This window comes from Micromonospora kangleipakensis (assembly GCF_004217615.1).
Lineage (GTDB): Bacteria > Actinomycetota > Actinomycetes > Mycobacteriales > Micromonosporaceae > Micromonospora > Micromonospora kangleipakensis.
Window position 1 is genome coordinate 4,087,707 of the sequence record NZ_SHLD01000001.1, and the last position, 24,176, is coordinate 4,111,882.

Consider the following 24,176-nt stretch of genomic DNA (forward strand, 5'->3'; position numbering starts at 1 on the left):
TCGACCGGCCGCACATCTGGACGGTGCACAACGGTGGCGCCATCGAGGTCACGTTCACATGCCGACTCGAGGCTGTTCCGGAGGGCAACTGCACGCCGAGTTCGAGCCGCGGCCGCACGGCTGGTTCCGGCTGATCTTCCCGCTCTTCCTGTTCGCCATCCGACGGCAGGAGAAAGCCAACATGACCTACCTGCGGGAGGCGCTGGAGCGACGCGTCCAGGTCCCGGCGAGGGACTGAGAGCTATCCGTCAACCCGCTCCACTGAAGTGGCGCGAAGGTCCACATCCTTGTAGTCGTCAGCGTTGGTGACGACCGCGGCACGGGTGTCGCCCCGTAGCAGGTCCAGCATCCGCTCCGGCCGATTCCCGAGTCGAAACGAGGACAGGTACAACCGCATTGTCACTCCTCGCCGATGACGGACAGCGCCCCGCACCGCGGAAGCGGCCCGGGGCGCCGGTACGTCAGGCCCGGCGGAGCCAGAAGGTCAGACCGAGCGACTCGTCGGTGAACGGCTCGGCGTCCGGCCAGGACGGCTCGCCCTCGGCGCAGTCGGTGGCGAGCACCTCCTCGGCGACGAGTTCGCGATGCTCGGCCAGGGCGAGCGTCGTCTCCTCCCGCGTCGGCCGGTACCGCAGCACGATCCTGTCGGTCACCTCCAGCCCACTGGACTTGCGGGCCTCCTGGATCTGCCGGATCGCGTCCCGCGCCGTCCCGGCCCGGCGCAGCTCCGGGGTGAGGTGCAGGTCCAGCGCCAAGGTGGCCCCGGCGTCGGTGGCCACCGCCCAGTCCTCACGTGGCGTCTCGACGATCACCACCTCGTCCGGGCCGAGCGTCACCGGCTCGTCCCCCACCAGGACGGTGGCCGACCCCGTCTCCCGCAGGGAGTCCTTGAGCGCCGCCGCGTCGGCCGCCGCGATCGCGGCGGCCACGTGCTGTACCGCCTTGCCGAGCCGCTTGCCGAGGGTACGGAAGTTCGCCTTCGCGGTGGTGTCCACCAACGAGGCGACCGCTCCGCCCACCGCAGTGACCGAGCCCACGTTCAACTCGGCCGCGATCTCGGCCAGCAGGTCGGGGGAGAGCTCCTCGAAGTCCGCAGCCGAGGCCAGTGCGCGGGACAGCGGCTGGCGCACCTTCATCCCGGAGTCCGCCCGTGCCGCGCGGCCCAGCTCGACCAGCCGCCGGGCGAGCGCCATCTGACGGGACAGCGCGGGGTCGATCAGCGACTCGTCGGCGACCGGGTACCCGGCCAGGTGCACCGACTGGGCGGCATCCGGGGTCACGGGCGCGACCAGGTCCTGCCAGACGCGCTCGGCGATGAACGGAGTGAGCGGCGCCAGCAGCAGGGTGAGCGTGGAGAGCACCTCGTGCAGGGTGGCGAGCGCGGCCGGATCCCCCCGCCAGAAGCGCCGGCGGCTGCGCCGGACATACCAGTTGGACAGGTCGTCGATGAAGGTCGACAGCAGCCGGCCCGCCTGGTGCGTGTCGAACCCGGCCATCGCGGCGTCCACCTGCTGCATCAGCGTGTTCAGCTCGGAGAGCAGCCACCGGTCGAGGACCGGCCGGTCCTCGGGCGCCGGGTCGGCGGCCGAAGGGGACCACTTGGCCGTACGGCCGTACAGGGCCTGGAAGGCGACGGTGTTCCAGTAGGTCAGCAGGATCTTGCGAACGACCTCCTGGAGGGCAGTGTGCCCGACCCGGCGGGCCGACCACGGCGAGCCCACCGCGGCCATGAACCAGCGGACGGCGTCTGCGCCGTGCTGGTCCATCAGCGGGATCGGTTCCAGGATGTTGCCCAGGTGCTTGGACATTTTCCGGCCGTCCTCGGCCAGGATGTGGCCGAGGCAGACCACCGTCTCGTACGGCGACCGGTCGAAGACCAGCGTGCCGACCGCCATCAGCGTGTAGAACCAACCGCGGGTCTGGTCGATGGCCTCGGAGATGAACTGCGCCGGGTAGCGCTGGGCGAAGAGCTCGGCGTTGCGGTAGGGGTAGCCGAACTGCGCGAAAGGCATGGAGCCAGAGTCGTACCAGGCGTCGATGACCTCCGCCACCCGCCGGGCCGTCACGCCGCACCGGCAGGTGAAGGTGACGTCGTCGATGTACGGCCGGTGAGGGTCCAGGCCAGTCAGGTCGTCGCCGGTCAGCTCGCTCAGTTCGGCCAGCGACCCGACACAGGTCAGGTGCTCGTTCTGGCACCGCCAGATGGGCAGCGGGGTGCCCCAGTAACGCCGCCGGGAGAGCGCCCAGTCGACGTTGTTGTTCAGCCAGTCGCCGTACCGGCCGTGCTTGACGGTGGCGGGGTGCCAGGTGGTCCGCTCGTTCTCGCGCAGCAGCTCGTCGCGGACCTCTGTGGTCCGGACGTACCAGGAGGGCTGGGCGTAATAGATCAGCGCGGTGTGGCAGCGCCAGCAGTGCGGGTAGCTATGCTCGTAGGGCACATGCTTGAAAAGCAGCCCCCGGGCGGTCAGGTCCTCCACGAGCGGCCGGTCCGCCTCCTTGAAGAACAGGCCGCCGATCAGCGCAAGGTCCGGCTCGAAGCGGCCGTTGGGCTGCACCGGGTTGACCATCGGCAGTCCGTACGCGCGGCTGCTGGCGAGGTCGTCCGCGCCGAAGGCAGGCGCCTGGTGGACCAGGCCGGTGCCGCTGTCCGTGGTCACGTACGACGCCAGGATCACGATGTGCGCGTCGGGGATCTCGACCAGGTCGAACGGGGGCCGGTAGGTCCACCGCTCCAGCTCCTTGCCCCGGAACGACTCCCCCGTGAGATCCCAGCCGTCGCCCAGCGCGTACGCCAGCAGCGGCTCGGCCACGACGAGCTGCTCGTTGCCGTCCGTCGCGACGACGTACCGGACGTCCGGGTGGACAGCCACCGCGACGTTCGAGGGCAGCGTCCACGGCGTGGTCGTCCAGACCAGCAGCGACGCCCGGTCCGCGAGCGGGCCGGAGGTCAACGGGAACCGGACGTAGACCGACGGATCGACGACCGTCTCGTACCCCTGGGCGAGTTCGTGGTCCGACAGGCCGGTCTCGTCCCGCGGGCACCACGGCGCGACGCGGAAGTCCTCGACCAGCAGGCCCTTGTCGAAGATCTGCTTCAACGACCACCAGACGGACTCGATGTACTCCGGGTCCATGGTCCGGTAGGCGTCGTCCATGTCGACCCAGTAGCCCATCCGCCATGTGAGCTGGGCGAACGCGTCGGTGTGCCGGGTGACCGACTCGCGGCAGCGGGCGTTGAACTCGGCGATGCCGAACTTTTCGATGTCCTGCTTGCCGGAGAAGCCCAGCTCACGCTCGACGGCCAGCTCGACCGGCAGGCCGTGGCAGTCCCAGCCCGCCTTCCGGGCGACGTGGAAGCCCTTCATCGTCTTGTAGCGCGGAAAGACGTCCTTGAACACCCGGGCCTCGATGTGGTGGGCGCCGGGCATGCCGTTCGCGGTCGGCGGCCCTTCGTAGAACACCCATTCCGGGCGGCCCTGGGACTGCTCCAGGCTGCGCGCGAAGACGCTGTTGGCGTGCCAGAAGTGCAGGATCTCGTGGTCGAGAGCAGGGAGATCCACCTGGGTCGGGACGCTGCGGTACATCATGCCTCCGTCGGATGCGTGTGGTGCTCCGGCGGAGGGACGAGGCCGGTCAGCCCCGCGGTACCACCCTCCTTGGCCGCGTGCGGCCCTCTCGTTTTATCGTGCGGTCGGTTCTACTCGGCCTTCGGCCTTTCTTCCGACGGCTCCGGGGTGATCTTCCCACCGCGCACACCCCCGGGCTTCCACCATCCCCGGGTCGCTCCTGGCTGCGTTCGGCGCTACTCGTCCCCATCAACGCCTCGCCAGAACACGATAGCTGATCTGCGTCGTGTCGATGGATCAGCTCAGGATCCTTGTGACCGTGAAGGCGAGTACTGCTCGCAGCCGATACCCTCGGCGAATCCGCGGCATCCCGAAGGCGGCGAGGGCGGCCACGCCAGCGTCCTCGTCCCACCCGAGACCAACTGCCGTCAGAACGATCACCACGCCGACGAGGACGCCTACCAGCGCGGAGCAGGCGACATTACGCAACGCCGCGGCGAGCGGCGGATCGGGAATGCCCGACTCGCCGGTGAAGACAAGCCGCCCCGCCCGGTCGTTTGCCCAGCCACGCACGACCGAGTCCGCACTCGCTGGCTTGGGCTGACCAGGCCCATCGACTGCCATGCGCCCAGTGTGGATCGGCGATCAGCTGATGTCGACCTGCCAACGAACGCTCGCCGCTGTAACCCAGGATTCGTCCGCCTGCGCCGCGATCCGCGCGCTACGCAGCGTTACGACGCTCCCAGCGCGGCCAGTGCACTGACCTGCCGATGAGCGCGCATCATGGATGTCGTGCATGTTCTGTTTGATGATCGCGTCTCTGTCGAATTCCACGTGTTCCGCTTGGGGGGCGATGTGGCCGCCCACGCGGTCGGCGACGGGCAAGGTGGTCAGGTCAACGGGCTGTGCGGGGCCGCCGAACCGGGCGCGCTCGTGTTCAACACGGGATTGCATACCGGCTATGTGCCGCTGCGCATCGAACGGCACGTAAGCGAGCCGCTGCTCGACCCAGTCTGGACCGAGGTAGTGGAGGCGTTCTACACCCGCACGGAGCCGAACGTGCTGCTCCTGACGGGCGATCACAGGTTGACCGTCCGGCTCGAGTTGGACCAGGACACCTACCGCGTACGGTTCTGCGCGATCGGCTACGACAACGAGGATCGCGTTGTCGACGACCCGCCCGAGCGGTACCTGCTGCAGTTCTGGCCCGCGAAGGCGGGGCCCGACCGGATCGTCCGGCAGACCTCGACGGTCGCTGCGAACCGGCACCGCGTCGCTCAGAAGACGCCGCCGCGGCCGACCTACGCGGAACGTGTCGACGCGGCCCGCCGGCAACAGGAGGAGAAAAAGAGGCGGGAGAGGGAGTATTTCCGCGCGCGGGCGACGCATGACTGGGGCGGTCGCCTGCCGGACAGTGACCGGCTCCGCCAGGTCGGAGCGTGGGCGAAGGACGTGGCCCGCGTCGACCGCGACCTGGTCGATGAGATCGCCGCCGCCGAGCCGGCGCAGCAGCGTGCCATGGCAGCCTGGGCCGCCCGGTCAGCTGCTATCCAGGCTGGTGCCGCCGAGCTGGACTGGGTTGCCGAGGCACTGGATGCCCTCGACCGGGGTGACCCGCCACCTCCCTCGTTCACCGACTACCGGACGGCGCTCAACCGCTTGTGGGATGTGCCGGAGGAAACCGCCGTGCACAGCTTTATTTCTTCCTTCATCTATAGCCCTACCTCGATCGGGAAGATCGAGCTGCCCGCGATGGAGCCACAGGTGCAGATGGTCTTCGCGATAGTCGCCGCGCGTGAGGAGGATCCGCTCGTCGCCGCTCTGAGCACGCTCAAGTCCGCGCTCGAGATCGGCCCGGTCGATCTCGCTGCTTTCCGAGCCGTGTTCACCCAGAAGTAGCTGCCGCTCGCAGCCTCACCGGTCTCCTTTCACCTTTCGAGCAGGCGGTAGACCTCCACTTCTGCCGCTGATCGCGCCCCGGAATGTGACTGGCAGCCAACGTACTGATTTGCCGCCGATCGGACGGCACGGTACGTGACGGATGAGCGCGGCGCGCAGTCGTGCCGAGAATTGCACTTGGGATGATCAATGGATGGAGTTGGCGTGAAGGCAACACCATGGTGACTGGGGTGGAACCTTCGTCGTTGCCCGATCGGGGATGATCAGCGAGTGGCTGGGTTGATTGAACACCTGGAGTCGTTCCTCGGGCTCATCACGGGCGGAAGCCGAGGCGATGATGCGACGCCGGAGGGCGTTCAGGTGGCGTGGTTTGGCCCTGACGTACCGTTCGGCGGGGTCACGACCCTGGTGACCGTCGGGCTATCGCGGCGTCATCTCGGCCTGCCGAATGGCGGGGCTTTACACCAAGAGTTGGTGATGCACGTTCCAACCGATGACTACCCGGCTCGGGCGGCCGGGTTGTTGTTCCAGGTCGCCGGTGAGATGGTGCGCCGCGAGGCCGGCTTGCAGCATGGGCAAGTGATTGGTCCGCGCGGGCCCCTCTTCCCGGACAGTCAAACGACAGCCATGGTCGCGATCAGCCCGAGGTACATGCCGGAGTCCTTTGCCGTCTGTCACACCGAATCCGCGCCGGTGGTTTTGACGTGGTTGGTTCCGATTACCACCGGCGAAGCTGAGGTGATCCAGAAGTCCGGATGGGGGACGCTGGAGCAGGCGTTCGCGGCTCAAAATCCGGACCTGGCTGACCCTGGTCGGGCAGAAGTGGCGCTGGATCAGTTGACCTGGTAAGCCTCTGTTGGCGGGCAATCGAGTATCCGGATCTGCCGCGGTACGGGTGATCCTGGGTACGACGATGAGGGGTGGCTATGGCGGGGAGTTATCAACTGATCACGGACCACGATGATGACGTGCTGCCCACCTCGGGCGACATCCTCTACCTCCTTATGGATGCGCTCGCGGAGACGGACACCGCCACCGCGACGATCCGCTGCGATCAGGTGGCGGAGCGATTCGTCCAGGTGGTGGCGAATCGAGCCGGGTCGCTGCGGCTGCGGTTTAGGCAGTGGCCCGGCGAGCCGATCCAGGAGGTCGACGCCGTCGACATCCTGGCGGCCTTCCGATCGGTCATGGCGGCCGTCCGCTACGGGGACCAGGACTGGGCGCGGATCTTCGCACCCGTCGAAGGCACCTTCGGCCGGGACCCGGGGCCGGTCGACTACGCGCGCACGGGACTGCCGATTGCCACCGCGATGCTTGACGCGGTCAAGCGGCGCAAGCGCCTCGGCCTGCCCCCGTGGCCGGCGATGCCGATCCGCTGGGGCTCAGGTGAGGTGCTCACCGGCGATGTCTGGGCCGGGCTGCCGGCTGCCGGCCGGGTGGTCGTGCGCGCCATCCGGGTCGACCATCGGCACCGGCACGGCCTGGCGGTCGCCGTATCCGAGGGTTCGGTGGCGCACGAGGGTGAGGCGCCGTCGCGGGAGGCGCTGGTCTGGCCGGAACGGGTGGGTGAGGAGATCGCCCTGACCTACCGCTCGCCGCACCGGATCCTGCGACTGTGCAACGTGTACGTCGAACGCGCCGGGGGTGGGCGGGAGATCGTCGCCCGATGGGAGGAGCAGGCGGGCATGCGGGTCGAGGTCGCCGCGGACCGGCGCGTCTACCACTGCAACCACCCCCGCACTGATCCGCCGACGTTCGAGGACCTCGTCTGCCAGGTACGGGTCGCCGCCGCCTGAACGAGCCGGCCCAAGGGCCCGCTCGGGTCCGCTGCCGGCCACGATTGCATGCGCCTCTTGGACGAGCGGGTGATCTCGGGTACCCATGTGCTAACGATGCCCGTCGCTTGTGATCCCGATGCCAAGGCATCGTCTATTGCCGCGCAGCGCTCGTCACGCAATGTAACCAGCTCACGGGTGCACGCATCCGGACGTGCCGATGAGCGGGCACACTCGCCGCGATGGGCGGCTGTCGCTCCACTGGGTGCTCAGTGGTTGCGGGATCCGACCAGGCCCGAGGACCGGGCTTTGCCCCACGCCCGATCCCCGGGGGTCACCGCCCCGGCGTCCTAGTTCAGGTCGATGTGCAGACCCGCGTCGTCAATCGCGGCCAAGCAAGTCCTGCTCTGACGTGGCGGGTCTCCCTCGATCAGACGTCGTCGGGATGTCACCCTCGCCTGTTAGCCTGGCGGAGCATCGCGTCTTGTTCGGCGTCGGGCATGAGCTCCCGGACCTCTTGCGCGCAGCGGCAAGCGACCGCAATCTTGGCAGCCCACGCCAGCGCCTCCTCGCGTGAGGCCACGTCGACGACCGAGAACCCGCCAATGACCTCCTTGGTCTCCGGGTAAGGGCCGTCGGAGACCATCCCGTCCGTGGCCACGACGCTCGCCCTCTGGCGTTCGAGTCCGGCGCCGAACACCCACACGCCGGCGATGTGGGCCTCCTGGACCACCGCGTGCGAGGCCTTGCCCACGTCAGCCAACTCCTCGTCGGGGATGTGGTCCATCGCGCCGTCACCGAACGAGATCAAGTACCGGGTCATCCCATGACTCCCTTGTCCCGGCGGCCTCCTGCGACCGCCTCTCAACTGTTCTACGAACGACTCGCCCCGGATCCGACGCTATGCCAGAAGAAATTCTCACGGGATCTCCGACGCTCGGCGCTCACGAGCGTCAGTTCGCCCCTGTTCGCGGGCATCATTGCCGCCGCCACCGGCTACGAATAGCCCCACACACTCATCTGCCGCGGACCGTGTGCTGCGGAGCGTCACGATCGCTTGAGCCAGCCGCCGTCCGATCATGCCGAATTGCGGGCGTTGCTTCCTACTCAGCCGGGGTTTCGCGTGCTGATCGTGGCGGCGAGCCCTCGGGCGATCCGGGTAAGGGCGAGTCGGTGCGCGGCAACCGCGCCCGGGCCGTCCGAGATCCACGCCAGGATCATTTGATGCGCTGCGGAGACGTCATCCATATCGAGCTGGATCGAGTCTCCGGTTGCCAACCGCCGCCGAACGTACTCCGATGTCGGACGCAGGATCCGTCTGATGTGACTCCGCAGGTGCAGCTGCGTCCCGTGGGCCAGCTGCAGACGCAGGTTCGGTGCCGGCGCCGGTGAAGACGGTTCACTGTTGGCGGGCTCGTTTGGGAGGACTTCGACGCCGATCACGTCCGCCCGGGCAATCACCACTTCCCCGCCGAGATTCCGGGTGACATCACGGATCCGCATTACATCAGTGCTCAGCAGAACGCAACGTCGACCCGCCACGGCTCGGGCCAGGCCAGCGGCAGCACTGATTTCGAGGGCGGTAGAGAGGGTTCGCACCAGCGGAGGCCACCATCCCGACTCAGGAAGCACCGAGTCCACCAGCACGCCGATACCGAGAACGAAGAAAGCGCCACCCGCCCTTACGGCTCGCCATCGTGGGACCGGGCACATTTTGATCACGGCTGGTCGCATACGCCGCTCCTCAGTTCCGACAGAAAGAGCGTAGGGCCATGCCGCAACTCACTGTCATGCCGCCGACCGGGCGTCACGGTACGTGACGGAGGAGCGGTAGCGCCCGGCGCTCGGTCTTGCCGATGACAGTGCATCGGATCTTGAGGCGATCCGAACCGTTCCGTGTCGTCCCTCGTTCTTTGCAGGAGCTCCCAGGTCACCCGGAGTGTTATGGTCTCGTCTTTGGGCAGAGTGGACGGAGGTCGTCATGCATAAGTTGGTGGTCTTGTATTCCAAGCCCGCGGACCCTGACCACTTCCGCGACTACTACGTGACCAACCATCTTCCACTGGTCATGAATCTGCCCGGCCTGCTTGCGTGGCGCTACAGCTTCGATGTGGCGGCGACCAACGGAGAAGCGCCATATTTCGCGGTCTTCGAAGGCGACTTCGCTGACGCCGCCGCCATGGCCACGGCGCGGGCGTCGCCGCAAGGCTAGCGGGTGGCCGCCGATGTCGCCAACTACGCCACCGGCGGTGCGGTCATTATCCACTATCCGGTGCAGGACGGCACCGACTGAGGCAGGCCGGTAGGCTCCGGGACGCGTTCGGTCGGCCGTTGCGGCCATGTCCGGCTATCGGCGGACACCGTTTGCGGTTGCCGGTTCATTGAGCGTCAGAGGTGGGCCGATGTCCTGGCCGGATGTCACGGTGGTTGATGCGTGCGTGCGGCGCGACGGCCGGGGCGGCAGCCCCACGGCCGTCACCGACGACGACCCGACGGCGACGGACGCGGACCGGCGGGCGGTCGCTGCTGCGGCCGGCACCTCGCACGCGGCGTTCCTCGGCCCGGGGCGGACGCCGGGCGGTGGCTGGCCGGTCCGGTTCTTCACCGCCACCGCCGAACTGTCCGGCTGCGGCCACGGCACCGTTGCCGCGCAGGCCGTCCGGTTGACTCGCACCGCGCTGGGCGAGCTGAACGACCGCCAACACACCGGCGGGCGCACGTTCGACACCGTCGCGATCCGCCGCCCCGCCGGCATCGAGGTGTGGTTCGACCAGGGCCTCATCGCGCTGCGCCACCCGGCACCGGACGAGCGCGCCGCCATCGTCGCCGCGCTCGGGCTCACCGCGGACGACCCGCATCCGACCGACGTGCCACGGATCGCCGCGCCCGGCGCACCACGCATGCTGGTACCGGTCCACGACCGGTCGGCGCTGCTCCGAGTCTGCCCACACCTCGGCAGGCTGACGGCGGCGTGCCGGCGGTACGGGCTCCTCGGCTGTTTCGTCTACGTACCGCCGGTGGGCGACCGACCGGGTGCGGCGCGGATGTTCACGCCGGCGATCGGTGTCGACGAGGACGTCGCCAACGCCAACAGCACCGGCTGCCTGGCCGCCCACCTGCTCGACACGACAGGGGCACAGACGGTCTCGATCGAGGTGGAGCAGGGTGACACCCTCGGTCGACCGGCCAGCGTGCTCGCTTCGGCCCGACGCGGGCCTGTGGGCATCAGGACCCGGGTCGGCGGGTTGGCGGTGGTCCGCGACGGACACTGAGGCTATAACCAGACCGTCCTCTTCTGCCGCGATGAGCGCGGGTCATGCCGATGAGCGGACTGTTTGCCGACTCGGTGTACGACGCTCATTCTCCCTGTGCTATGTGTGCCCCAGCGTTTCAGATCGGCTGGAGGGCGCCGGCTGCAGTTGAATTCGTTACAGCTGCAGGCCGAGGTAGCTCCAGCGCACGTCGTGGCGACCGAGGGGGTCCGCCCGTTCACAGTCGTGAATGAGGTGTAGGCCGAAGTGGCGGGCCAGCGCGACCGTATCCTCCGCCGAGACGTCGTACATCCGCCGCCCGGCAGGTACGGGTCCGTGGCGCAGGGAGATGATCACGCGGCCCTCAGGTAGAAGCAGGCCGCTGATGTGTTTCATCGCTGACGATCGCTCGTGCTGGTCCAGATGCATCCAGACGGCCGTCAGAAGAATCAGGTCGAAGCGTTGGTCGCGCTTGTACAGCGCCGTCAGGTTGGGCAGGGTGTCGTCGACCCATTCGATGTCGTTGGCGGCGTGGATGCGTTGACCATGCGCGCGAAGTTGCGGGGTGGGCTCGACGGCGACGACCCGGTGTCCCAGGTCGGACAACGCTGCCGCATCGCGGCCCGTGCCCGCGCCAATGTCCAGGATCGAGCTGGGCTCGGTGGGGAACAGGTGCAGGACGTCTCGGTGCACGTCGGCAAACGAGACGCTCTCGTACTGTTCGGCCAGGGTGTCGGCGGCTTCGCCGTAGCCTGCGGTGCTGCTCATGAGCGCCAAGGCTTCTCCGTCCGTGGTGCGGTTGATGCTGTGGTCGTCGCGCGTGGTCAGGCTGTGTTCAGCAGAGCCGGGAGTTTGCGCATGTCGTCGAAGACCACCGTGTCCGGGCCTTCCAGCCGGTGCGCGGGGGTCAATCCGCCCGCATAGCCGAAGCAGCGCATCCCGGCGGCGCGGGCCGCCTGGACTCCGTACTGGCTGTCCTCGACCACGACGCACGCCGCGGGCGGGACACCCATCGTCGCCGCCGCATGCAGGAACAGGTCGGGGGCGGGCTTGCCGTGGGCGACCTCGGTCGCGCTGAAGATGCGGCCCTCGAAGCGGGGATACAGGCCGGTGCGGCCCAGGGTGTGGCGCATCTTCTCGTGCGTACCGCTGGAGGCCACGCACGTCGGCTCGGTGATCTCATCGAGCGCGTCGTTGATCCCGTCGACGGCGGTCAATCCGGCGTCCACCGCTTGGCGGTGTGCTAGGTCGAACCGGTCCGCCCAGGTAGCAGCCACGCCCTGTCCGAGGCGGGCCGCGATCTGTTCACCGATGGACGTGCTGGACCGGCCGATGAAGCGCTCGATGACCTCTGCCTCGGTCAGTGGCCAGCCCAGTTCCGCGCCAAGCGCGATGTTGACGCGGACCGCGATGCGCTCGCTGTCGACCAGCACCCCGTCGCAGTCGAAGATGACAAGCCCGATCGGATTGATCATCCGGACAGGCTAGTCGAGTGGGTGGGGCGAACCTGGCGGCACCCACGGTCCCCCGAAGGCGCCGGATCGCCGCCACCGCCGAGGTGGTGGCCAACTCGGACAGGTCGACCACGTTGCGAGGCAGCACCAGCGGCCGGTCGGGGCCGAGAAGGACGCCCGCATCTGCCGCCGACCGTGCGCGCTGGGCCTCGATGCGCCGTGACGCTCGGTCTTCAACAGCAGCTGGCGCGGCTGGGAATCATCTGAGTGGGGTCCTCACCGAGCGACCGGCGGCGGTCTTGCGGAACCCGCAGCATGGCGAGCTGTTCATCGTTGACCCGCCGACGCAACCCTGCCCTGCCCTGCCCACGCGGACGCCCGGGCCCGCGCTCAGTCCACGTCGGCCGGGATCGGGTCGAACGACGTCCCGTCCGCCGGGCCCACCTCGTGCAACCGCCCGTCCCGCACCAGGTACACGAAATTGTGCTGGGTCCGCGCGGCGAAGTCGGCCAGCTGCTCGTCGGTCCAGTCGTCGCGGTGGGTGCGGGGGTACTCGGCGTGGTCCGGTTCGGTCAGCAGCCGGACCACGTAGACGGCGTTGGCGCGCACCTCGATACGCCAGCGGTCGTCGGGCCACTCGCCCTCGGCCTCGATGACGCCGTCGACGACGTGGTCGAAGGTGAACCTGTCCAGCGCGGGCGGATACACCCGGCCGGGCACCGGGTTGTCCCGTTCGCGCGCGACGGTGGCGTCCTGCTTCAGGAACGTGTGCACCAGGTACTCCATCCAGAATTCGGCATCGTAGAACTTCTCGTTCTCGTTCCAGGCGATCGCGGTGCCGTCGGCGGTCGGCGCCCACTTGCACCAGTACCCGGGCTTGCTCGGGTCTGGATCCCTGGCGTCCTCGATCTCGTCGCCGTAGCCAAGGGCGTAGGGGCCGGTGGACCGGGGTTCGTGCCTGGTCTCGGCGAACGCCAGCAGGTAGTCGATCTCGTGCTGGTTCAGCGGAGGAGTGATCGTCACCTGGCCGGCAAACGTGGTCTCGTAACCCACGGCGGTTCCCTTCCACGAAGCGTCGCATGTGTATACCAAAGCGTGGAAGGCGCTGATCCGAGCGTGCAGGAGTTCGGGAGTGGAGCTGACCGGCACGTTGGCGGAGACCCACTGGGAATCGCATCGACCTGCGATCTTCGGGGCGGCCTACCGGATCCTCGGTTCCGAGGCCGAGGCCTGCCTGTCGGCGGCGTGGCAGCGCAGGAGCCGAACGCAAGATCTGAAATCGGCGAAGGCATCCGCTTCTGGCACCCCTCTGTGTCATCCATGAAGGAGCGGGGCCGGTCAAGGCTGGGATTTTGACCGGCTGACATTGTTTTGCCCGTCTTCCGGCATGGGTTGGAGGCAGGCGGTTGTGCGGCGTCGGGGTCAAGGCTGGGCCGTAGGCCCAACCGGTAGGGCTTGGCCTTGACGCCGACGCCGTGGACGCCATCGTGGTGATGCCGGAAAGCGGCGTTGTGGGGTGTGGTCGCGTCGCCAGGTTCCGACCTATGTCGGAACGGCAGGCCGAGGTTCGGCTGCCGGTCATCCATTCGTCCCGCGGGTTCGGGGGCATGGTGGTGTGCGACCGTGACCGGACGGGGTCAATCAAGCGGGCGGCCTCGCCGTCGGCCGACGGGGGCCAGACACAGCACGACCTCGCGTCCGGTCACGTCCGAACCTGCTCACGCCGCCGCTCGGGCCGGTGCGAGGGCGCGGATGTGCCCGTCGCGCAGGCCGTAGTAGACGAGGGTGAGCAGCTTGCGGGCCACCGCGACGGTGGCGATGTTGCGTCCGCGTCGCTCAGCGACGCGGGCGCGGGTGGAGGTCAACCAGCCGGCGGCGTGTGGGACGCCGTGGGCGGCCTCGACGGCGGCCCACCGCACGAGGGTGGAGCCCTGCTTGGTGATCCGTCCCCGGTGCACGACGAGGTCGGACTCGCGGTGGCGTGGGGTCAGTCCGGCCCACGAGGCGAGTTGCGCCGGGCCGGGGAACCGGTCGACCTCGCCGATCTCGGCGACGAACACCGCCGCCAGGACCGGGCCGACACCAGGGATGGCCTGGATAGCGGTATAGCCGCGATGCCCGGCGAGTCTGGCCCGGATCGGTCCGCCGACCGCGTCGATCTCGAAGTCAACCGCGTCGATCAGCCGGCACAGTGAGTCCACCCGACCCCGATACGCCCCGTCCAGCGGTGCGCAGGACAGCAGTTCCCGCCCGCCGACGCCGAACAGATCCGACACGGAGATGTGCACGCCCTGCTTGGCCAACACCGCATGCACCGATGCCTTCAACCCGCTGCGCCACGCGACCAGCTTGGCCCGATACCGCACCAGCTCCCGCAACTCGCGCACCGCCGGCGGGGCCACATACGCCTCCGGCAACCTGCCCATCCGCAGCAGATCCGCCAGGTCCGCGGCATCACGGGCATCATTCTTCACCCGCCGGTAGGCGAACCCTTTCACTCCCAACGGATGCGCCAAATGCACCCGGGCACCGGCCGCGGTCAACACATCCGCCGCCCAGTACCAGCCATAGGTCGCTTCCAGGACCACCTCGGGGTCCGGGCCGGCCTTGGCGATCTCCAACCCGAGCGCGACCGGGTCATTGTCGATCCGCACCGTGTCGAGCTTGTCGCCCGCCTCGGTCATCCGCACGATCACCGAACGGCGCCGGTGCAGATCGATACCCACGATCTGCCGACCGTCGTACTCTGCCTGCACGAGGGGCCTCCTTCGTCGTGAGACGTGAGCACCCCGAGCATCCCGCCCGGGACCCACGAGGAGCGAGGCCCCGCTCCTTCATGCCATCAAGTGATGATCAAGAGGGGTGTTCTAGGCTGGGGTTCGGCGGGTCCGGGAAGTGACTTTTCCGAAGTGTCGATCTCGGGGTTCGGGTCGGCCGCGCTGGATTGCAGAGTCGCCCCCGCGTGTCCTCCCGGGCCCGTCCCGAGCAGCTTCGTGTCGGCGACCATCTGCCGGTAGACGATGTCGGACAGGCGCCGCTTCAGTGCCCGTAGGGCCTCCATCGAGGTCTTGCCCTCGGCCAGTCTGCGCCGGTGGTAGCGGCGCCCTGCGGTGTCACGGCGCAGCTGGACGATGGCCATGATGTGAAGCGCCCGGTTGATGCGCCGGTTCCCGGCTCTGGAGAGCCGGTGCCGGTTCTGCTCGCCGGACGAGGCGTCGATCGGTGCGGTGCCGTTCCACGAGGCAAAGTGGGCGCGGCTGGTGAACCGGGCAATGTCTGCGATGTCGCCGAGCAGGCGGGCCGCGCCGGACGGTCCGATGCCGGTCAGGTCCATCAGCCGGCTTCCGGTGCTGTTGACCAGGTCGGTGAGCTCCTGTTTCGCGATTTTGATCTTCTTGTCGATGACGACGAGCTCGCCGATCAGCTCGGAGGCCAGCCGGCGGCGGGTCTTGCCGACCACGTCGCGCGGGCGAACAGTGCCCAGCAGGGCGCGGGCCTGCTGGGCGGACAGGTCCTTCTTCGCGCCGCCGGGCACCAACTCGAGTAGCAGGTGATGCAGCCGGGAGACCACTTCGGTGCGGGCCCGGCCGAGCTGGTCACGCCGGTCGACCAGCAGCCGTAACGCGACCGTGGTGTCGTCGGTGACGACCTGCCGCAGACCTTCGGTGCGCAGGGCGACCACGGCGACGCTGCGGGCATCGACCGGGTCGGTCTTGCGGCCCTGGCCGGTGGCGAACACGCGGGCCCGGGCGGACAGCTTCGCGGGAACGTCCACGACGGTTTCGCCGTCGGCGACCAGGCGTTGAGCGACGTGCCGCCCGATGCCGTTGCAGCCCTCGACCGCCCAAAGGCGGTCTTTGTGCTTGCGGCCGGCGGCGAGCATGGCCTGGTAGCCGTCGCGGTCGGTGCCGAACCGGCCCTGCCCGACCGTCTTCTCCCGCGCGTTGATGATTTCGATGGTGGCGGAACGCTTGTGCGGGTCCACGCCGATGATGACCTGAGCCATCCTGTCCTCCCTCGATCCGACGGTGTTCGTCGACGGGAGGGCAGCGCTACCTTGAGCCGGGCAGTCCCCTCTTGAGCCTCTCTCCGCCGCGGTGACCGGCGGGGCGCACGCCAGATGAGAGCCACACCAAACAGCGGTGGGCAGCCGCGATGAGAGCGACCCCACCGGTCACCTCGACCAAGCCTGGCCGGGCTGCGGTCGTACCACCAGTCAACAGGTAGCCGCGATCCGCGCGCTACGCAGTTGCGGCAAGTCGGCGCCGCCAGCGCACGGACATGCCGATGAGCGCGAACCCTACGCGAGCCGTCCAGGGCTTCTTGTGATTGAGGATTGAGCCGCCCGTCCGGATCAGTTCACGCAGAGGCAGAAGGGGTGACCTGCCGGGTCGAGGAAGACCCGGAAGGAGGTACCGGGCTGCGTGCGGGTGTTTGGTTGCGCCGAGATCGAGCACTGCCGCCTCGGCGGCATCGAGGTCGTCGACGATCACATCGAGGTGCATCTGCTGGGGCAGCTCCTGGGTTGGCCACACCGGCGGCGTGTACCCATCCACCTGCTGGAAGGAGATGCACTGACCGTACTCCGCGCGAACCTCAGCCCAGTCGGAGGAGACGTCGACCTTCCAATCCAACATCGCGCCGTAGAACTTTGCGAGCGCACCAGGATCGGGACAGTCGATGACGATGCTGGGGAAGCGAGCGATGGCCATGCCGCCATGGTACGAGCGGTTGCGGACGCTCCACCTCCGGCGCCTCGCGGCGCAGCGCTCATGCCGCGATCCGCGCGCTACGCAGCGTCACGCCGAGCTGGCCCGGTTGCCGTCCGGACATGCCGATGAGCGCCTACCACGTCGGAGGCCCCTTGCCGGCCGATGATCCTCGCCCGGGCCGCTTGTCGGATCTCCCCGGGATGATGATGAACATGTTCCAGCAGCAACCCGCGCCCGAGGTCCATGCCTTGATCGGCGTTATCGATCTCATCGTCTCAAACCAGCGTCCGAGCAGCCGGGTGGCCGAGCGTTACTCGGCCATGTCCCGGGACGGGATTCGGCTCGTTGTGCGCGGCGCGTTGCCCTACTCCGAGGCGGTGTATGCGCGGTTCGCCTTTGCGCGGGTGTCGCTGGAAGGCTGGCATCTCGGTGAGGGGCGCGGCGCACTCGCCGAGGCCGTCATCGCGACTGCCGAGGCCGTGCTGGTGTTGGCCGACGGCCGCAACGCCCGGCCCGGTGACAAAGCCGCCATCCTTGACGCTGCGGCGCTGCTCACCGACACTGTGGCCAAGCCGGCGCATCGCCAGGTGGATCATGGCTTCCGAGCGGGCCGGGAGGGTTTCGTAGTCCCGGGCCGGGCGGCGGTGGAACATCAGCCAGCCGTAGGTGCGCTCGACCGTCCACCGTTTCGGAACAGGGGTAAAGCCCCTGGCCCCGGGCGGGCGTTGGACGATCTCCATGTCGATGCCGAGGCGGGCGGCGTGCTCGACCAGGTGCGTGCGGTGGCCGCCGTCGACCCAGACCTTGCGCAGGCCGGGGTGGGCGGCGGCGACGCGGTTGAGCAGCTGGGTGCCGGCGGTGGAGTCCTGCACGCTGGCACCCAGCTGCCTGGCTGATCGTCAGTCCGCTGGTCAGGTCTTCAACGCCGGCCGCGGTCGAGGGTGGCGACCTCGCGTACGGCCTCGGCGATGGCCCGGTAGTCCTTTTTCAGGATGTGGTCGTGGTTGCTGGCGACCTTCGCGCTGATCTTGATGTTCGGGTTGCGCTCGACCACCTGATCGACGCTGGCGCGGATGCGTTCCTGCTCATCACCCTTGCTTCCGATGGACGCCCCCGACGCGAACACATACCGCGTCGGGACGGTGATGCCGTCCAGCACCGGACCCAGATTCCGTGCGCGGGCGAGCTTGCCGAGCTCGATGTTGCACTCGGCCATCTGCGCGGCGTTCAACCGCGGGGTCAGGCCCGTCGGGCGCAGCAGCGGCATGAACCAGCTCAACCGCTTGAACAGCTTGCGGATCCGCTGCTCCATCGCGTCGTCGAGCCAGTCGTGCGGTTGCGCGCCTTCCACCAAGACCGCACCCAGGGCACGGTCGGGGTTCCGGCTGGTCCACTGCGCGGCGACGAACGCCCCGTAGGACCAGCCCACCACCAGCGGCCGGTCCACACCCCTGGCTTTGAGGACGACGTCGACATCCCGGACACACGCCTCGAAGGAGTAGTCGGCCGACTTCTTCGATTTGCCGCGGGCCCGCTCGTCGTAGGTGATGTGCCGGTAGTCGGGGCCGAGTTCGGCGATGACCCGCCGCCAGTACCCCTGAGTGGCGAACTGGCCATTGAGGTAGACCACAGGGATACCGGGACCGCCAGTGTCGGTGACGGCCAGGGCCGTATCGTCAACCGGCACCATGCCGGTCCACTTCGAATTGGTCGAGGAAGTGCTGTTCTTCAGGTTGGTCATGACGGATGGCTCTTTCTTTACAGGCTGCGGGCGGTGATGTCGCCGTGGTCGGTGGTCGCGTGGATGTTCAGGCCGGCCGCGGCGCCTTCGGTGTTCTTCAGCGCGTTGTGGATCCGGCCGTAGCCGGTGCCGGCGTCCAGGTAGGCGGAAACTCCGTGGGCGGCGCCGACCGTCACGTCGCCCATCTGGGTGCGCAGCACGACCGTGCCGGAGGTGGCCTCGGCGATGTGGATGTCACCCTTTTGGGTGCTGATCTCCGCGGGGCCGGTAAGGCGGCCGACCGTGACGTCACCGGCGTAGGCGGCCACGCGCACGCTCGCGGCCTCGTCGATCTTGACCGCGCCGTGCGCGCCCTCGCAGGCGACGTCGCCGAGCCGTCCGACGCCCCGGAACTCGGCGGCGGCCGCCTTCGCCTCGATGCGGGAACCGGTGGGCAGTTGGACCGTGACCTCGATGGATCCGGAGGGGCCGAGGATCTGGTTCTTCTCCGCCGGGGCCTTGATCCGCAGGACGCCGTCGCCGAATTCGACCTTGGTCTGCTCAGCTGCCTTCACGTCGCGGCCCTTGGAGGCGTTGGCGGGCAGGACCTCGACGGTGGTGTCGGCCCGGTCGGCGGCGATGACCTGGATGCGCCCGGCGGGGATGTCCAGGACGGCGGAGATCGCGGCGGGGGTGTCGAACTTCTGCATCATGCTCTCCTCGTGCGCTCGTCGTTTCTGACATCGGAAACGCTACGTTGCGTTCGAGTGCGGCGCAACTGATCCGTTGCGCATAACCCGCGTTTGTGCAGGCAGAGGGCCAATTTTCGTTGCACTGGGCGTAGATCTAACGCAATGATAGGTGTCCTGATCGTTGCATTGGACTGTGGGCGAACGCTACGCTGGCGGCACCAGGGAAGCACGAAGGGAGATCGCGGTGCCGGGAGGCAGACTCACCCAGCAGGAACGTCAGCAGATCGCGCTGGGGCTGGCCGACGGCCTCGCCTACGCGGAGATCGCCCGACGTCTCGACCGCCCCACCTCGACGATCACGCGTGAGGTGATGCGCAACGGCGGCCCCACCGCCTACCGCGCCGACCTGGCCCACCGCGCCACCGAACGCCGCGCCCACCGGCGCAAGCACACCCCGCCCAGAGAGCAGGGGGCGCTGGCGCAGGGCCACGGGCGCGACGACGAGGCCGTGCGTGAGTACGAGGAGGCGTTCACCACCCTCCTGATGCAACAGGGCCTGCCCAAGATGATGGCTCGGGTGCTGACCTGCCTCTTTATCGCCGACGCGGGCAGCCTCACCGCGTCCGAACTCGTCCAGCACCTCCAGGTCAGCCCGGCGTCCGTCTCCAAGGCGATCGCGTTCCTCGAAGATCAGGGCCTCATCCGCCGGGAACGCGACGAACGCCGCCGCGAGCGCTACTTCGTCGACGACGACGTCTGGTACCAGTCGACGATCGCCAGCGCCCGCGGCACCGCCCAGGTCGCCGAGACCGCACGGCAGGGCGTCAGCGTCCTCGGCCCCGGCACCCCGGCCGCCGCCCGCCTCGAGAACATCGCCCGCTTCAGCGACTTCATCAGCGAGAGCATCCTCCGCGCCGCGGAGCAGGTCCGCGAAGTCCTCTACACGAAACCCGAAGCGAACTCAGGCGGCACTGCCAAGCCAAGTTCAGACCGCGGATAAACAGCCGTCTTGATGGTCACAGCCAGTGATGCCCACGCCGGCCCCTTCAACCTGAGCCGACCCCACCGCGCGCCCGCCAGACGGCCTCGTTCATGCAGGGGTCGGTGAGATCGGCAAGTCCTTCATCGCAGCTCCCTGGCTTCACTCACACAATGGATTCACTCAACGATGGCGGACTCCGGATAAGGGCGCACTCTCATGCCGCGATCCGCGCGCTACGCGGCGTCACGAAGTGCCGACTCGGCCGGCATACGCACATGCCGACGAGCGGATGGCAGACGGCGGTTGCGAGGATCGACGATTTCACCGCATGTTACGGACTGCGCTGGCGATCTCCTGCCGCAACAGCGCCGCCTCCTCGTCGCGGTCGCACAGAAGCAGCACCTTGAGCGGGACACCCTTGCCGTCCGGCTGGCCGAGTGGGCTCGCCCAGTGATGGACGGCCCGAGAAAGGATCCGAAACAGCGTGTGTTGATCCTCAGCATCACTCGACAGCAACCGGGGCGCGTTCTCGATAACGATCAGATAGCCGTCCGCAGGCAACCAACTCAGATCACGGAGGCAGTCGGACAACGCGTTCCAGTTCCAGCCGAAGTAGCCGGGAAAGAGCAGCGCGTCGGAGAACTCGTAGAAGGCGTGGTCCGCATCGGTCATCCTCGTTCCGTCAATCCGGGCAACGACGATCCTGCCCGGTGCCGGTAGCACCGCCGCCACCTCCACGAGGGCACTGCGCGAGCAGACCGTGAGCTGATCCGTGGAGGCGTTCCACCAGTTGTTAGTCATTCCGCCCCACCACAGTCGACGTAGTTCCACGACCTCAGCGGCCTCGCGCACGTCGTGTCTCCCATGGTCTTCAGTGTGCCCGGGAGGCAGCACAGCACGATGGCAGGCCTCGACCGATGACCGGATCTGCCGCGGACCGCGCGTCACGGAACGCAGCCGGTTGTCCACGGGCGGCGGCGCGCGGTCGTGCCGAGAACCGGTAACGCCCGGTCTGCGCCACGCCAGATCGCGGGTCCTATGGTGGGGCCGTGACCACGAACCCCGGCCGCTCGGCCACCACCACTTCGACCGCCCGCCACCTCGACCACGTGTTGTCGACGGAGCAGCGGGCCGGTCGCCTCCCGTCGGTGGCCGCTGGTGTTGTGCGCGACGGTCGGCTCGCCTGGTCCGGTGCGGTGGGGACGCTGGACGGCCGCGCCGGGGGAGACCCGGCTGACACCGACACCCAGTACCGGATGGGCTCGATCACCAAGACGTTCGTCGCGGTCGCCGTCATGCGGCTGCGCGACGCTGGGCGGCTCCACCTGACCGACCGGTTCGACGACCACGTGCCGGGGACGTCCTTCGGCGACGTCACCGTCGAACAGCTACTCGTCCACGCGGCCGGCCTTCAGGCCGAGACCAACGGCCCGTGGTGGGAGCGGACACCGGGCGGCACCTGGGACGAGCTCGTCGCGTCGGGCGTCGGGCAGCGCTTCCGTTCCGGGCGTCGCTTCCACTACACGAACGTCGGCTACGGCGCGTTGGGTCAGCTCATCGCCCGGGCCCACGGCGTCGACTGGTTCGAGGTCGTGCGCCGCGACCTGCTCGAGCCGCTCGGCATGGGCCGCACAACGACGTGGCCCACCGGGCGCGCGGCGCGCGGTCTCGCCGTGCACCCTTTTGCCGACGTCCTCCTGCCCGAGCCAGAGCACGACGCCGGCGCGATGGGCCCTGCGGGCCAGCTGTGGACCACGATCGAGGACCTCGCGCGGTGGGCGGCGTTCCTCGCCGGCGACACTGGCGAGCTGCTCGCCGCCGACACGCTCGAGGAGATGTGCGAGCCGCACTTCGTCGTCGACGACCAGGGTGACCCTTGGACGGTTGCGCACGGGCTCGGCTGGCAGGTGTTCAACGTCGACGGACGCCGGTACGCCGGCCACGGCGGGTCGATGCCGGGTTTCGTCGCCGGGCTGCGCGTCGCCCGCGACACCGGAGACGGCGTCGTCGTGCTGACGAACACGACGAGCAGCCCGGCGCCCGGGCGCCTGGTCACCGCGCTGCTCGCCGGGCTCGAGCAGCACGAGCCCGCATCCGTCGAGCCGTGGTCCGCGTCGGGTGACGCGTCCCTTCTGGAGCTCGTGGGCACGTGGCACTGGGGATCGTCCGTCACGGTGGCCCGGGTCGAGGGCGGTCACCTCGTCCTCGGCGAGCCGGGGGTCACCCGCGGCTCCCGCTTCCGCCCGGTCGGCGCCGACGCGTGGGTCGGGCTCGACGGCTACTACGCAGGCGAGCCGCTGCGGGTCGTCCGCCGGACCGACGGGGCGGTGTCGCACCTCGACCTCGCCTCGTTCCGCTTCACCCGGACGCCCTACGACCCCGATGCCGACGTGCCGGGCGGGGTCTACCCCGCCGGCTGGCTGTAGTGCCCGCCCCCGCGTTCTCTTCGGCAGGAAGGTCACGGTTCACGCGGTGGACCGCCCAACCTGGGTGCACCAAGGCGTCTGAGCACGCAAAGAAGGCACTCATCTGCCGCGATCCGCTCGTAGCCGACGAGCGGATGGTTACGTCGGGCGCGGGTTTCAGGTGCCCGTTGACGCGGTGCGTGCGCAGCCGTGCCGGGTCTCTGCCGGCGCTTCTGTGGCCTGGCGACCGACGTCCGGAAGTCTGTCGCGGATGCGCGGGTGTCTTGGGTACGGTGGCCCACGATTCGCACTCCGGGCCACGAGGAGCGTTCTGGCCACGATGACCGAACCGACAACGGCTGTCTGGTACTACGCCAAGCCAACAACCTTCACAGGCTCGCTCCAGCGCGGCCTCGGCCGGGGCGCGTACCGCGCGCTTCACGACCCGGCAGCGCCACAGGCCGTATCCGCGTGCGTCAAGCGGGACTACCGCTGGGACTGGCTGGTCGACGAGCGCGCCGTCTACCTGGCCCGACTGATCCGCGATCTTGCGCTGCCGGTACCTCCACTGCTCAACCTGCTGTGCGAACACCCAGTCGATGACGATGACAACACGTTCGACAACACCCTCGAGGTACTCGAGGCATTGGGCCGCGCGGGCGACCGGCACGCGATCGACGGGCTGCGGTGGTACGTGCACAAGTGCCCGCGCTGGGTCGACGTGCTCCACGCGATCGCCCGGGACTGGCCCCGCGAGCTATGGGACGATCTGTTGCCGGTCGCGCGGACCCGGCTCGCGCAAGGTGACCGTGCGGACGAGGTGCTCTGGCGCAGCCGGCCGTGGCGGGACTGGGCCGCCGTGGACGACCAGATCGGCGCCGGGGTTGCGGCGTTCCAGCCGCGATCGGCACTGGCACGACCACTTGAGCAGCAGTCGACCGAGGATCTCCTGACGGTGCTTCGTACCGGCGGGACCGACCGGCAGGAAGCCGCGTTGCGCGAGCTGAACCATCGAGGGCCGCAGACGGACCTGCTGCCGATCGTGGATGAGTTGCCCGTGACAGAGCTCCACGCCCCGCTGGGCCGCGCCATCCGAATGCTCGGCCCCCAGGCACTCCCGCTGGCCCGAGCCTGGGCCGCACCCCCGACCCATCCGATGATTTGGACCGCCTGCTTGGTGCTGGCCAAGCACGGCGACGACTCCGACCTTCCGGCGCTGCTCGCCGGCTGGGACTGGCTGGACCGCAGGGCCGAAGACCGCTGTGGATACGATGACCTCGCCGAGGGCATCGCCCGTATTGGCGGACCGGCCGCGCAGGCCGCGGTACCCCGGCTCCGCCGCGCCTGGTTCAGCCCGCACACCTTCGAGCGGGCCGCGTACCTACGCGCCGTTACAGCGCTCGACCCAGGTAACACGGATTCGCTGCTCACCGAGGGCTTGTGGGACTGCGAGAGCGATGTACGACAGTTCGCGGCCGAACACACCCCACTCGACGACATGACCCGCAAACAGCTGAGCTATCTCCGCGACGACCCGATGGAGACTCCCGAGGTATGCGCCACCGCCGCTGCTCGGCTCAGCTGAGCGAACACACCACCTGCAGGGCCTCCCGTTGCGCTTCGTGACCGGCGGACTCCGGCCGCTCACGCCTGAACTCGGCTCGCCATTAACGCACTCTTCTGCCGCTGACCGCGCGCCCGATCAGTGTCCGGTCGTGCC

At 68.7% G+C, this 24,176-nt stretch carries 23 protein-coding genes; 10 read left to right on the top strand and 13 right to left on the bottom strand.

What is annotated here, in order from left to right:
- The first annotated feature begins 58 nt into the window (after positions 1–58).
- On the top strand, positions 59–238 hold the full coding sequence (locus tag EV384_RS19600) for an SRPBCC family protein (protein WP_130335380.1): 180 nt from the start codon (positions 59–61) through the stop codon (positions 236–238).
- A gap of 223 nt (positions 239–461) precedes the next feature.
- On the opposite strand, the gene ileS is transcribed toward EV384_RS19600, so the two are convergent.
- Positions 462–3,584: an isoleucine--tRNA ligase gene (ileS, locus tag EV384_RS19605; protein WP_130335382.1), complete on the bottom strand. Its 3,123-nt coding sequence runs from the start codon at positions 3,582–3,584 to the stop codon at positions 462–464.
- A gap of 279 nt (positions 3,585–3,863) precedes the next feature.
- A complete protein-coding gene (locus EV384_RS19610) occupies positions 3,864–4,190 on the bottom strand; it encodes a hypothetical protein (protein ID WP_130335384.1) in 327 nt (108 codons plus the stop codon).
- A gap of 159 nt (positions 4,191–4,349) precedes the next feature.
- Here EV384_RS19610 and EV384_RS19615 point away from each other — a divergent pair, with 159 nt between their 5' ends.
- The 3 genes from EV384_RS19615 (at position 4,350) to EV384_RS19625 (ending at position 7,261) form a co-directional block, all read left to right on the top strand.
- Entirely contained in the window at positions 4,350–5,465 is a 1,116-nt protein-coding gene (locus tag EV384_RS19615; RefSeq protein ID WP_130335386.1) for a hypothetical protein, read from the top strand.
- Positions 5,466–5,735: 270 nt separating this feature from the next.
- Positions 5,736–6,314, top strand: coding sequence for a suppressor of fused domain protein (locus EV384_RS19620; RefSeq protein WP_165439990.1), 579 nt, complete (start codon positions 5,736–5,738; stop codon positions 6,312–6,314).
- A 119-nt stretch (positions 6,315–6,433) separates the two neighbouring features.
- Positions 6,434–7,261 carry a hypothetical protein gene (locus tag EV384_RS19625; RefSeq protein WP_130335390.1) on the top strand — a complete coding sequence of 276 codons (828 nt, stop codon included), beginning with the start codon at positions 6,434–6,436 and terminating at the stop codon, positions 7,259–7,261.
- Between the two features lie 427 nt (positions 7,262–7,688).
- Here the strand turns inward: EV384_RS19625 and EV384_RS19630 are convergent, their stop codons facing one another.
- Together EV384_RS19630 and EV384_RS19635 are read right to left on the bottom strand one after the other, a co-directional pair.
- On the bottom strand, positions 7,689–8,063 hold the full coding sequence (locus tag EV384_RS19630; RefSeq protein WP_130335392.1) for a YciI family protein: 375 nt from the start codon (positions 8,061–8,063) through the stop codon (positions 7,689–7,691).
- Between the two features lie 284 nt (positions 8,064–8,347).
- On the bottom strand, positions 8,348–8,743 hold the full coding sequence (locus EV384_RS19635; RefSeq protein WP_130335394.1) for a hypothetical protein: 396 nt from the start codon (positions 8,741–8,743) through the stop codon (positions 8,348–8,350).
- 478 nt (positions 8,744–9,221) lie between these two features.
- Between EV384_RS19635 and EV384_RS19640 the strand changes: the two genes are divergently transcribed.
- Both EV384_RS19640 and EV384_RS19645 read left to right on the top strand, forming a co-directional pair.
- Positions 9,222–9,452, top strand: a complete 231-nt coding sequence (locus EV384_RS19640) for an EthD family reductase (protein WP_207232376.1) — start codon at positions 9,222–9,224, stop codon at positions 9,450–9,452.
- A 190-nt stretch (positions 9,453–9,642) separates the two neighbouring features.
- Positions 9,643–10,512 (top strand): PhzF family phenazine biosynthesis protein, encoded by an 870-nt coding sequence (locus EV384_RS19645; RefSeq protein WP_130335406.1) that lies wholly within the window; start codon positions 9,643–9,645, stop codon positions 10,510–10,512.
- A 156-nt stretch (positions 10,513–10,668) separates the two neighbouring features.
- Here EV384_RS19645 and EV384_RS19650 read toward each other — a convergent pair whose 3' ends face one another.
- The 6 genes from EV384_RS19650 to EV384_RS19685 all read right to left on the bottom strand — a co-directional run bounded on the left by EV384_RS19650 (position 10,669) and on the right by EV384_RS19685 (position 16,657).
- Positions 10,669–11,259, bottom strand: coding sequence for a class I SAM-dependent methyltransferase (locus tag EV384_RS19650; RefSeq protein ID WP_130335408.1), 591 nt, complete (start codon positions 11,257–11,259; stop codon positions 10,669–10,671).
- Positions 11,260–11,315: 56 nt separating this feature from the next.
- Positions 11,316–11,966: an HAD family hydrolase gene (locus tag EV384_RS19655; RefSeq protein WP_130335410.1), complete on the bottom strand. Its 651-nt coding sequence runs from the start codon at positions 11,964–11,966 to the stop codon at positions 11,316–11,318.
- A gap of 369 nt (positions 11,967–12,335) precedes the next feature.
- On the bottom strand, positions 12,336–12,998 hold the full coding sequence (locus EV384_RS19665; protein ID WP_207232377.1) for a hypothetical protein: 663 nt from the start codon (positions 12,996–12,998) through the stop codon (positions 12,336–12,338).
- A 665-nt stretch (positions 12,999–13,663) separates the two neighbouring features.
- Positions 13,664–14,701, bottom strand: coding sequence for an IS110 family RNA-guided transposase (locus tag EV384_RS19675; protein WP_130335414.1), 1,038 nt, complete (start codon positions 14,699–14,701; stop codon positions 13,664–13,666).
- Between the two features lie 86 nt (positions 14,702–14,787).
- Positions 14,788–15,951, bottom strand: coding sequence for an IS110 family RNA-guided transposase (locus tag EV384_RS19680; protein ID WP_130335416.1), 1,164 nt, complete (start codon positions 15,949–15,951; stop codon positions 14,788–14,790).
- Positions 15,952–16,186: 235 nt separating this feature from the next.
- Positions 16,187–16,657, bottom strand: coding sequence for a VOC family protein (locus tag EV384_RS19685; RefSeq protein WP_341273638.1), 471 nt, complete (start codon positions 16,655–16,657; stop codon positions 16,187–16,189).
- Between the two features lie 125 nt (positions 16,658–16,782).
- Here EV384_RS19685 and EV384_RS36150 point away from each other — a divergent pair, with 125 nt between their 5' ends.
- A complete protein-coding gene (locus EV384_RS36150) occupies positions 16,783–17,553 on the top strand; it encodes a hypothetical protein (RefSeq protein ID WP_242623997.1) in 771 nt (256 codons plus the stop codon).
- A gap of 23 nt (positions 17,554–17,576) precedes the next feature.
- Here EV384_RS36150 and EV384_RS19695 read toward each other — a convergent pair whose 3' ends face one another.
- Entirely contained in the window at positions 17,577–18,398 is an 822-nt protein-coding gene (locus EV384_RS19695; RefSeq protein WP_130332180.1) for an alpha/beta fold hydrolase, read from the bottom strand.
- Positions 18,399–18,415: 17 nt separating this feature from the next.
- On the bottom strand, positions 18,416–19,087 hold the full coding sequence (locus EV384_RS19700) for a DUF4097 family beta strand repeat-containing protein (protein ID WP_130332182.1): 672 nt from the start codon (positions 19,085–19,087) through the stop codon (positions 18,416–18,418).
- A 226-nt stretch (positions 19,088–19,313) separates the two neighbouring features.
- Between EV384_RS19700 and EV384_RS19705 the strand changes: the two genes are divergently transcribed.
- Complete coding sequence (locus EV384_RS19705) at positions 19,314–20,069, top strand: GbsR/MarR family transcriptional regulator (protein ID WP_130335418.1); 756 nt, start codon at positions 19,314–19,316, stop codon at positions 20,067–20,069.
- 303 nt (positions 20,070–20,372) lie between these two features.
- Here EV384_RS19705 and EV384_RS19710 read toward each other — a convergent pair whose 3' ends face one another.
- Entirely contained in the window at positions 20,373–20,903 is a 531-nt protein-coding gene (locus tag EV384_RS19710; protein WP_242624168.1) for a barstar family protein, read from the bottom strand.
- 197 nt (positions 20,904–21,100) lie between these two features.
- Between EV384_RS19710 and EV384_RS19715 the strand changes: the two genes are divergently transcribed.
- Together EV384_RS19715 and EV384_RS19720 are read left to right on the top strand one after the other, a co-directional pair.
- On the top strand, positions 21,101–22,477 hold the full coding sequence (locus EV384_RS19715; RefSeq protein WP_207232378.1) for a serine hydrolase domain-containing protein: 1,377 nt from the start codon (positions 21,101–21,103) through the stop codon (positions 22,475–22,477).
- A 160-nt stretch (positions 22,478–22,637) separates the two neighbouring features.
- On the top strand, positions 22,638–24,041 hold the full coding sequence (locus EV384_RS19720) for a hypothetical protein (RefSeq protein WP_130335420.1): 1,404 nt from the start codon (positions 22,638–22,640) through the stop codon (positions 24,039–24,041).
- The last annotated feature ends 135 nt before the right edge of the window (positions 24,042–24,176 follow it).

Coding starts and splice junctions, on each gene's coding strand:
- EV384_RS19600 (WP_130335380.1), top strand. CDS start 59: ATGCCGACTCGAGGCTGTTCCGGAGGGCAACTGCACGCCGAGTTCGAG.
- ileS (WP_130335382.1), bottom strand. CDS start 3,584: ATGTACCGCAGCGTCCCGACCCAGGTGGATCTCCCTGCTCTCGACCAC.
- EV384_RS19610 (WP_130335384.1), bottom strand. CDS start 4,190: ATGGCAGTCGATGGGCCTGGTCAGCCCAAGCCAGCGAGTGCGGACTCG.
- EV384_RS19615 (WP_130335386.1), top strand. CDS start 4,350: ATGGATGTCGTGCATGTTCTGTTTGATGATCGCGTCTCTGTCGAATTC.
- EV384_RS19630 (WP_130335392.1), bottom strand. CDS start 8,063: ATGACCCGGTACTTGATCTCGTTCGGTGACGGCGCGATGGACCACATC.
- EV384_RS19635 (WP_130335394.1), bottom strand. CDS start 8,743: ATGCGGATCCGTGATGTCACCCGGAATCTCGGCGGGGAAGTGGTGATT.
- EV384_RS19640 (WP_207232376.1), top strand. CDS start 9,222: ATGCATAAGTTGGTGGTCTTGTATTCCAAGCCCGCGGACCCTGACCAC.
- EV384_RS19645 (WP_130335406.1), top strand. CDS start 9,643: ATGTCCTGGCCGGATGTCACGGTGGTTGATGCGTGCGTGCGGCGCGAC.
- EV384_RS19650 (WP_130335408.1), bottom strand. CDS start 11,259: ATGAGCAGCACCGCAGGCTACGGCGAAGCCGCCGACACCCTGGCCGAA.
- EV384_RS19655 (WP_130335410.1), bottom strand. CDS start 11,966: ATGATCAATCCGATCGGGCTTGTCATCTTCGACTGCGACGGGGTGCTG.
- EV384_RS19680 (WP_130335416.1), bottom strand. CDS start 15,951: ATGGCTCAGGTCATCATCGGCGTGGACCCGCACAAGCGTTCCGCCACC.
- EV384_RS19685 (WP_341273638.1), bottom strand. CDS start 16,657: ATGGCCATCGCTCGCTTCCCCAGCATCGTCATCGACTGTCCCGATCCT.
- EV384_RS36150 (WP_242623997.1), top strand. CDS start 16,783: ATGAGCGCCTACCACGTCGGAGGCCCCTTGCCGGCCGATGATCCTCGC.
- EV384_RS19695 (WP_130332180.1), bottom strand. CDS start 18,398: ATGACCAACCTGAAGAACAGCACTTCCTCGACCAATTCGAAGTGGACC.
- EV384_RS19700 (WP_130332182.1), bottom strand. CDS start 19,087: ATGCAGAAGTTCGACACCCCCGCCGCGATCTCCGCCGTCCTGGACATC.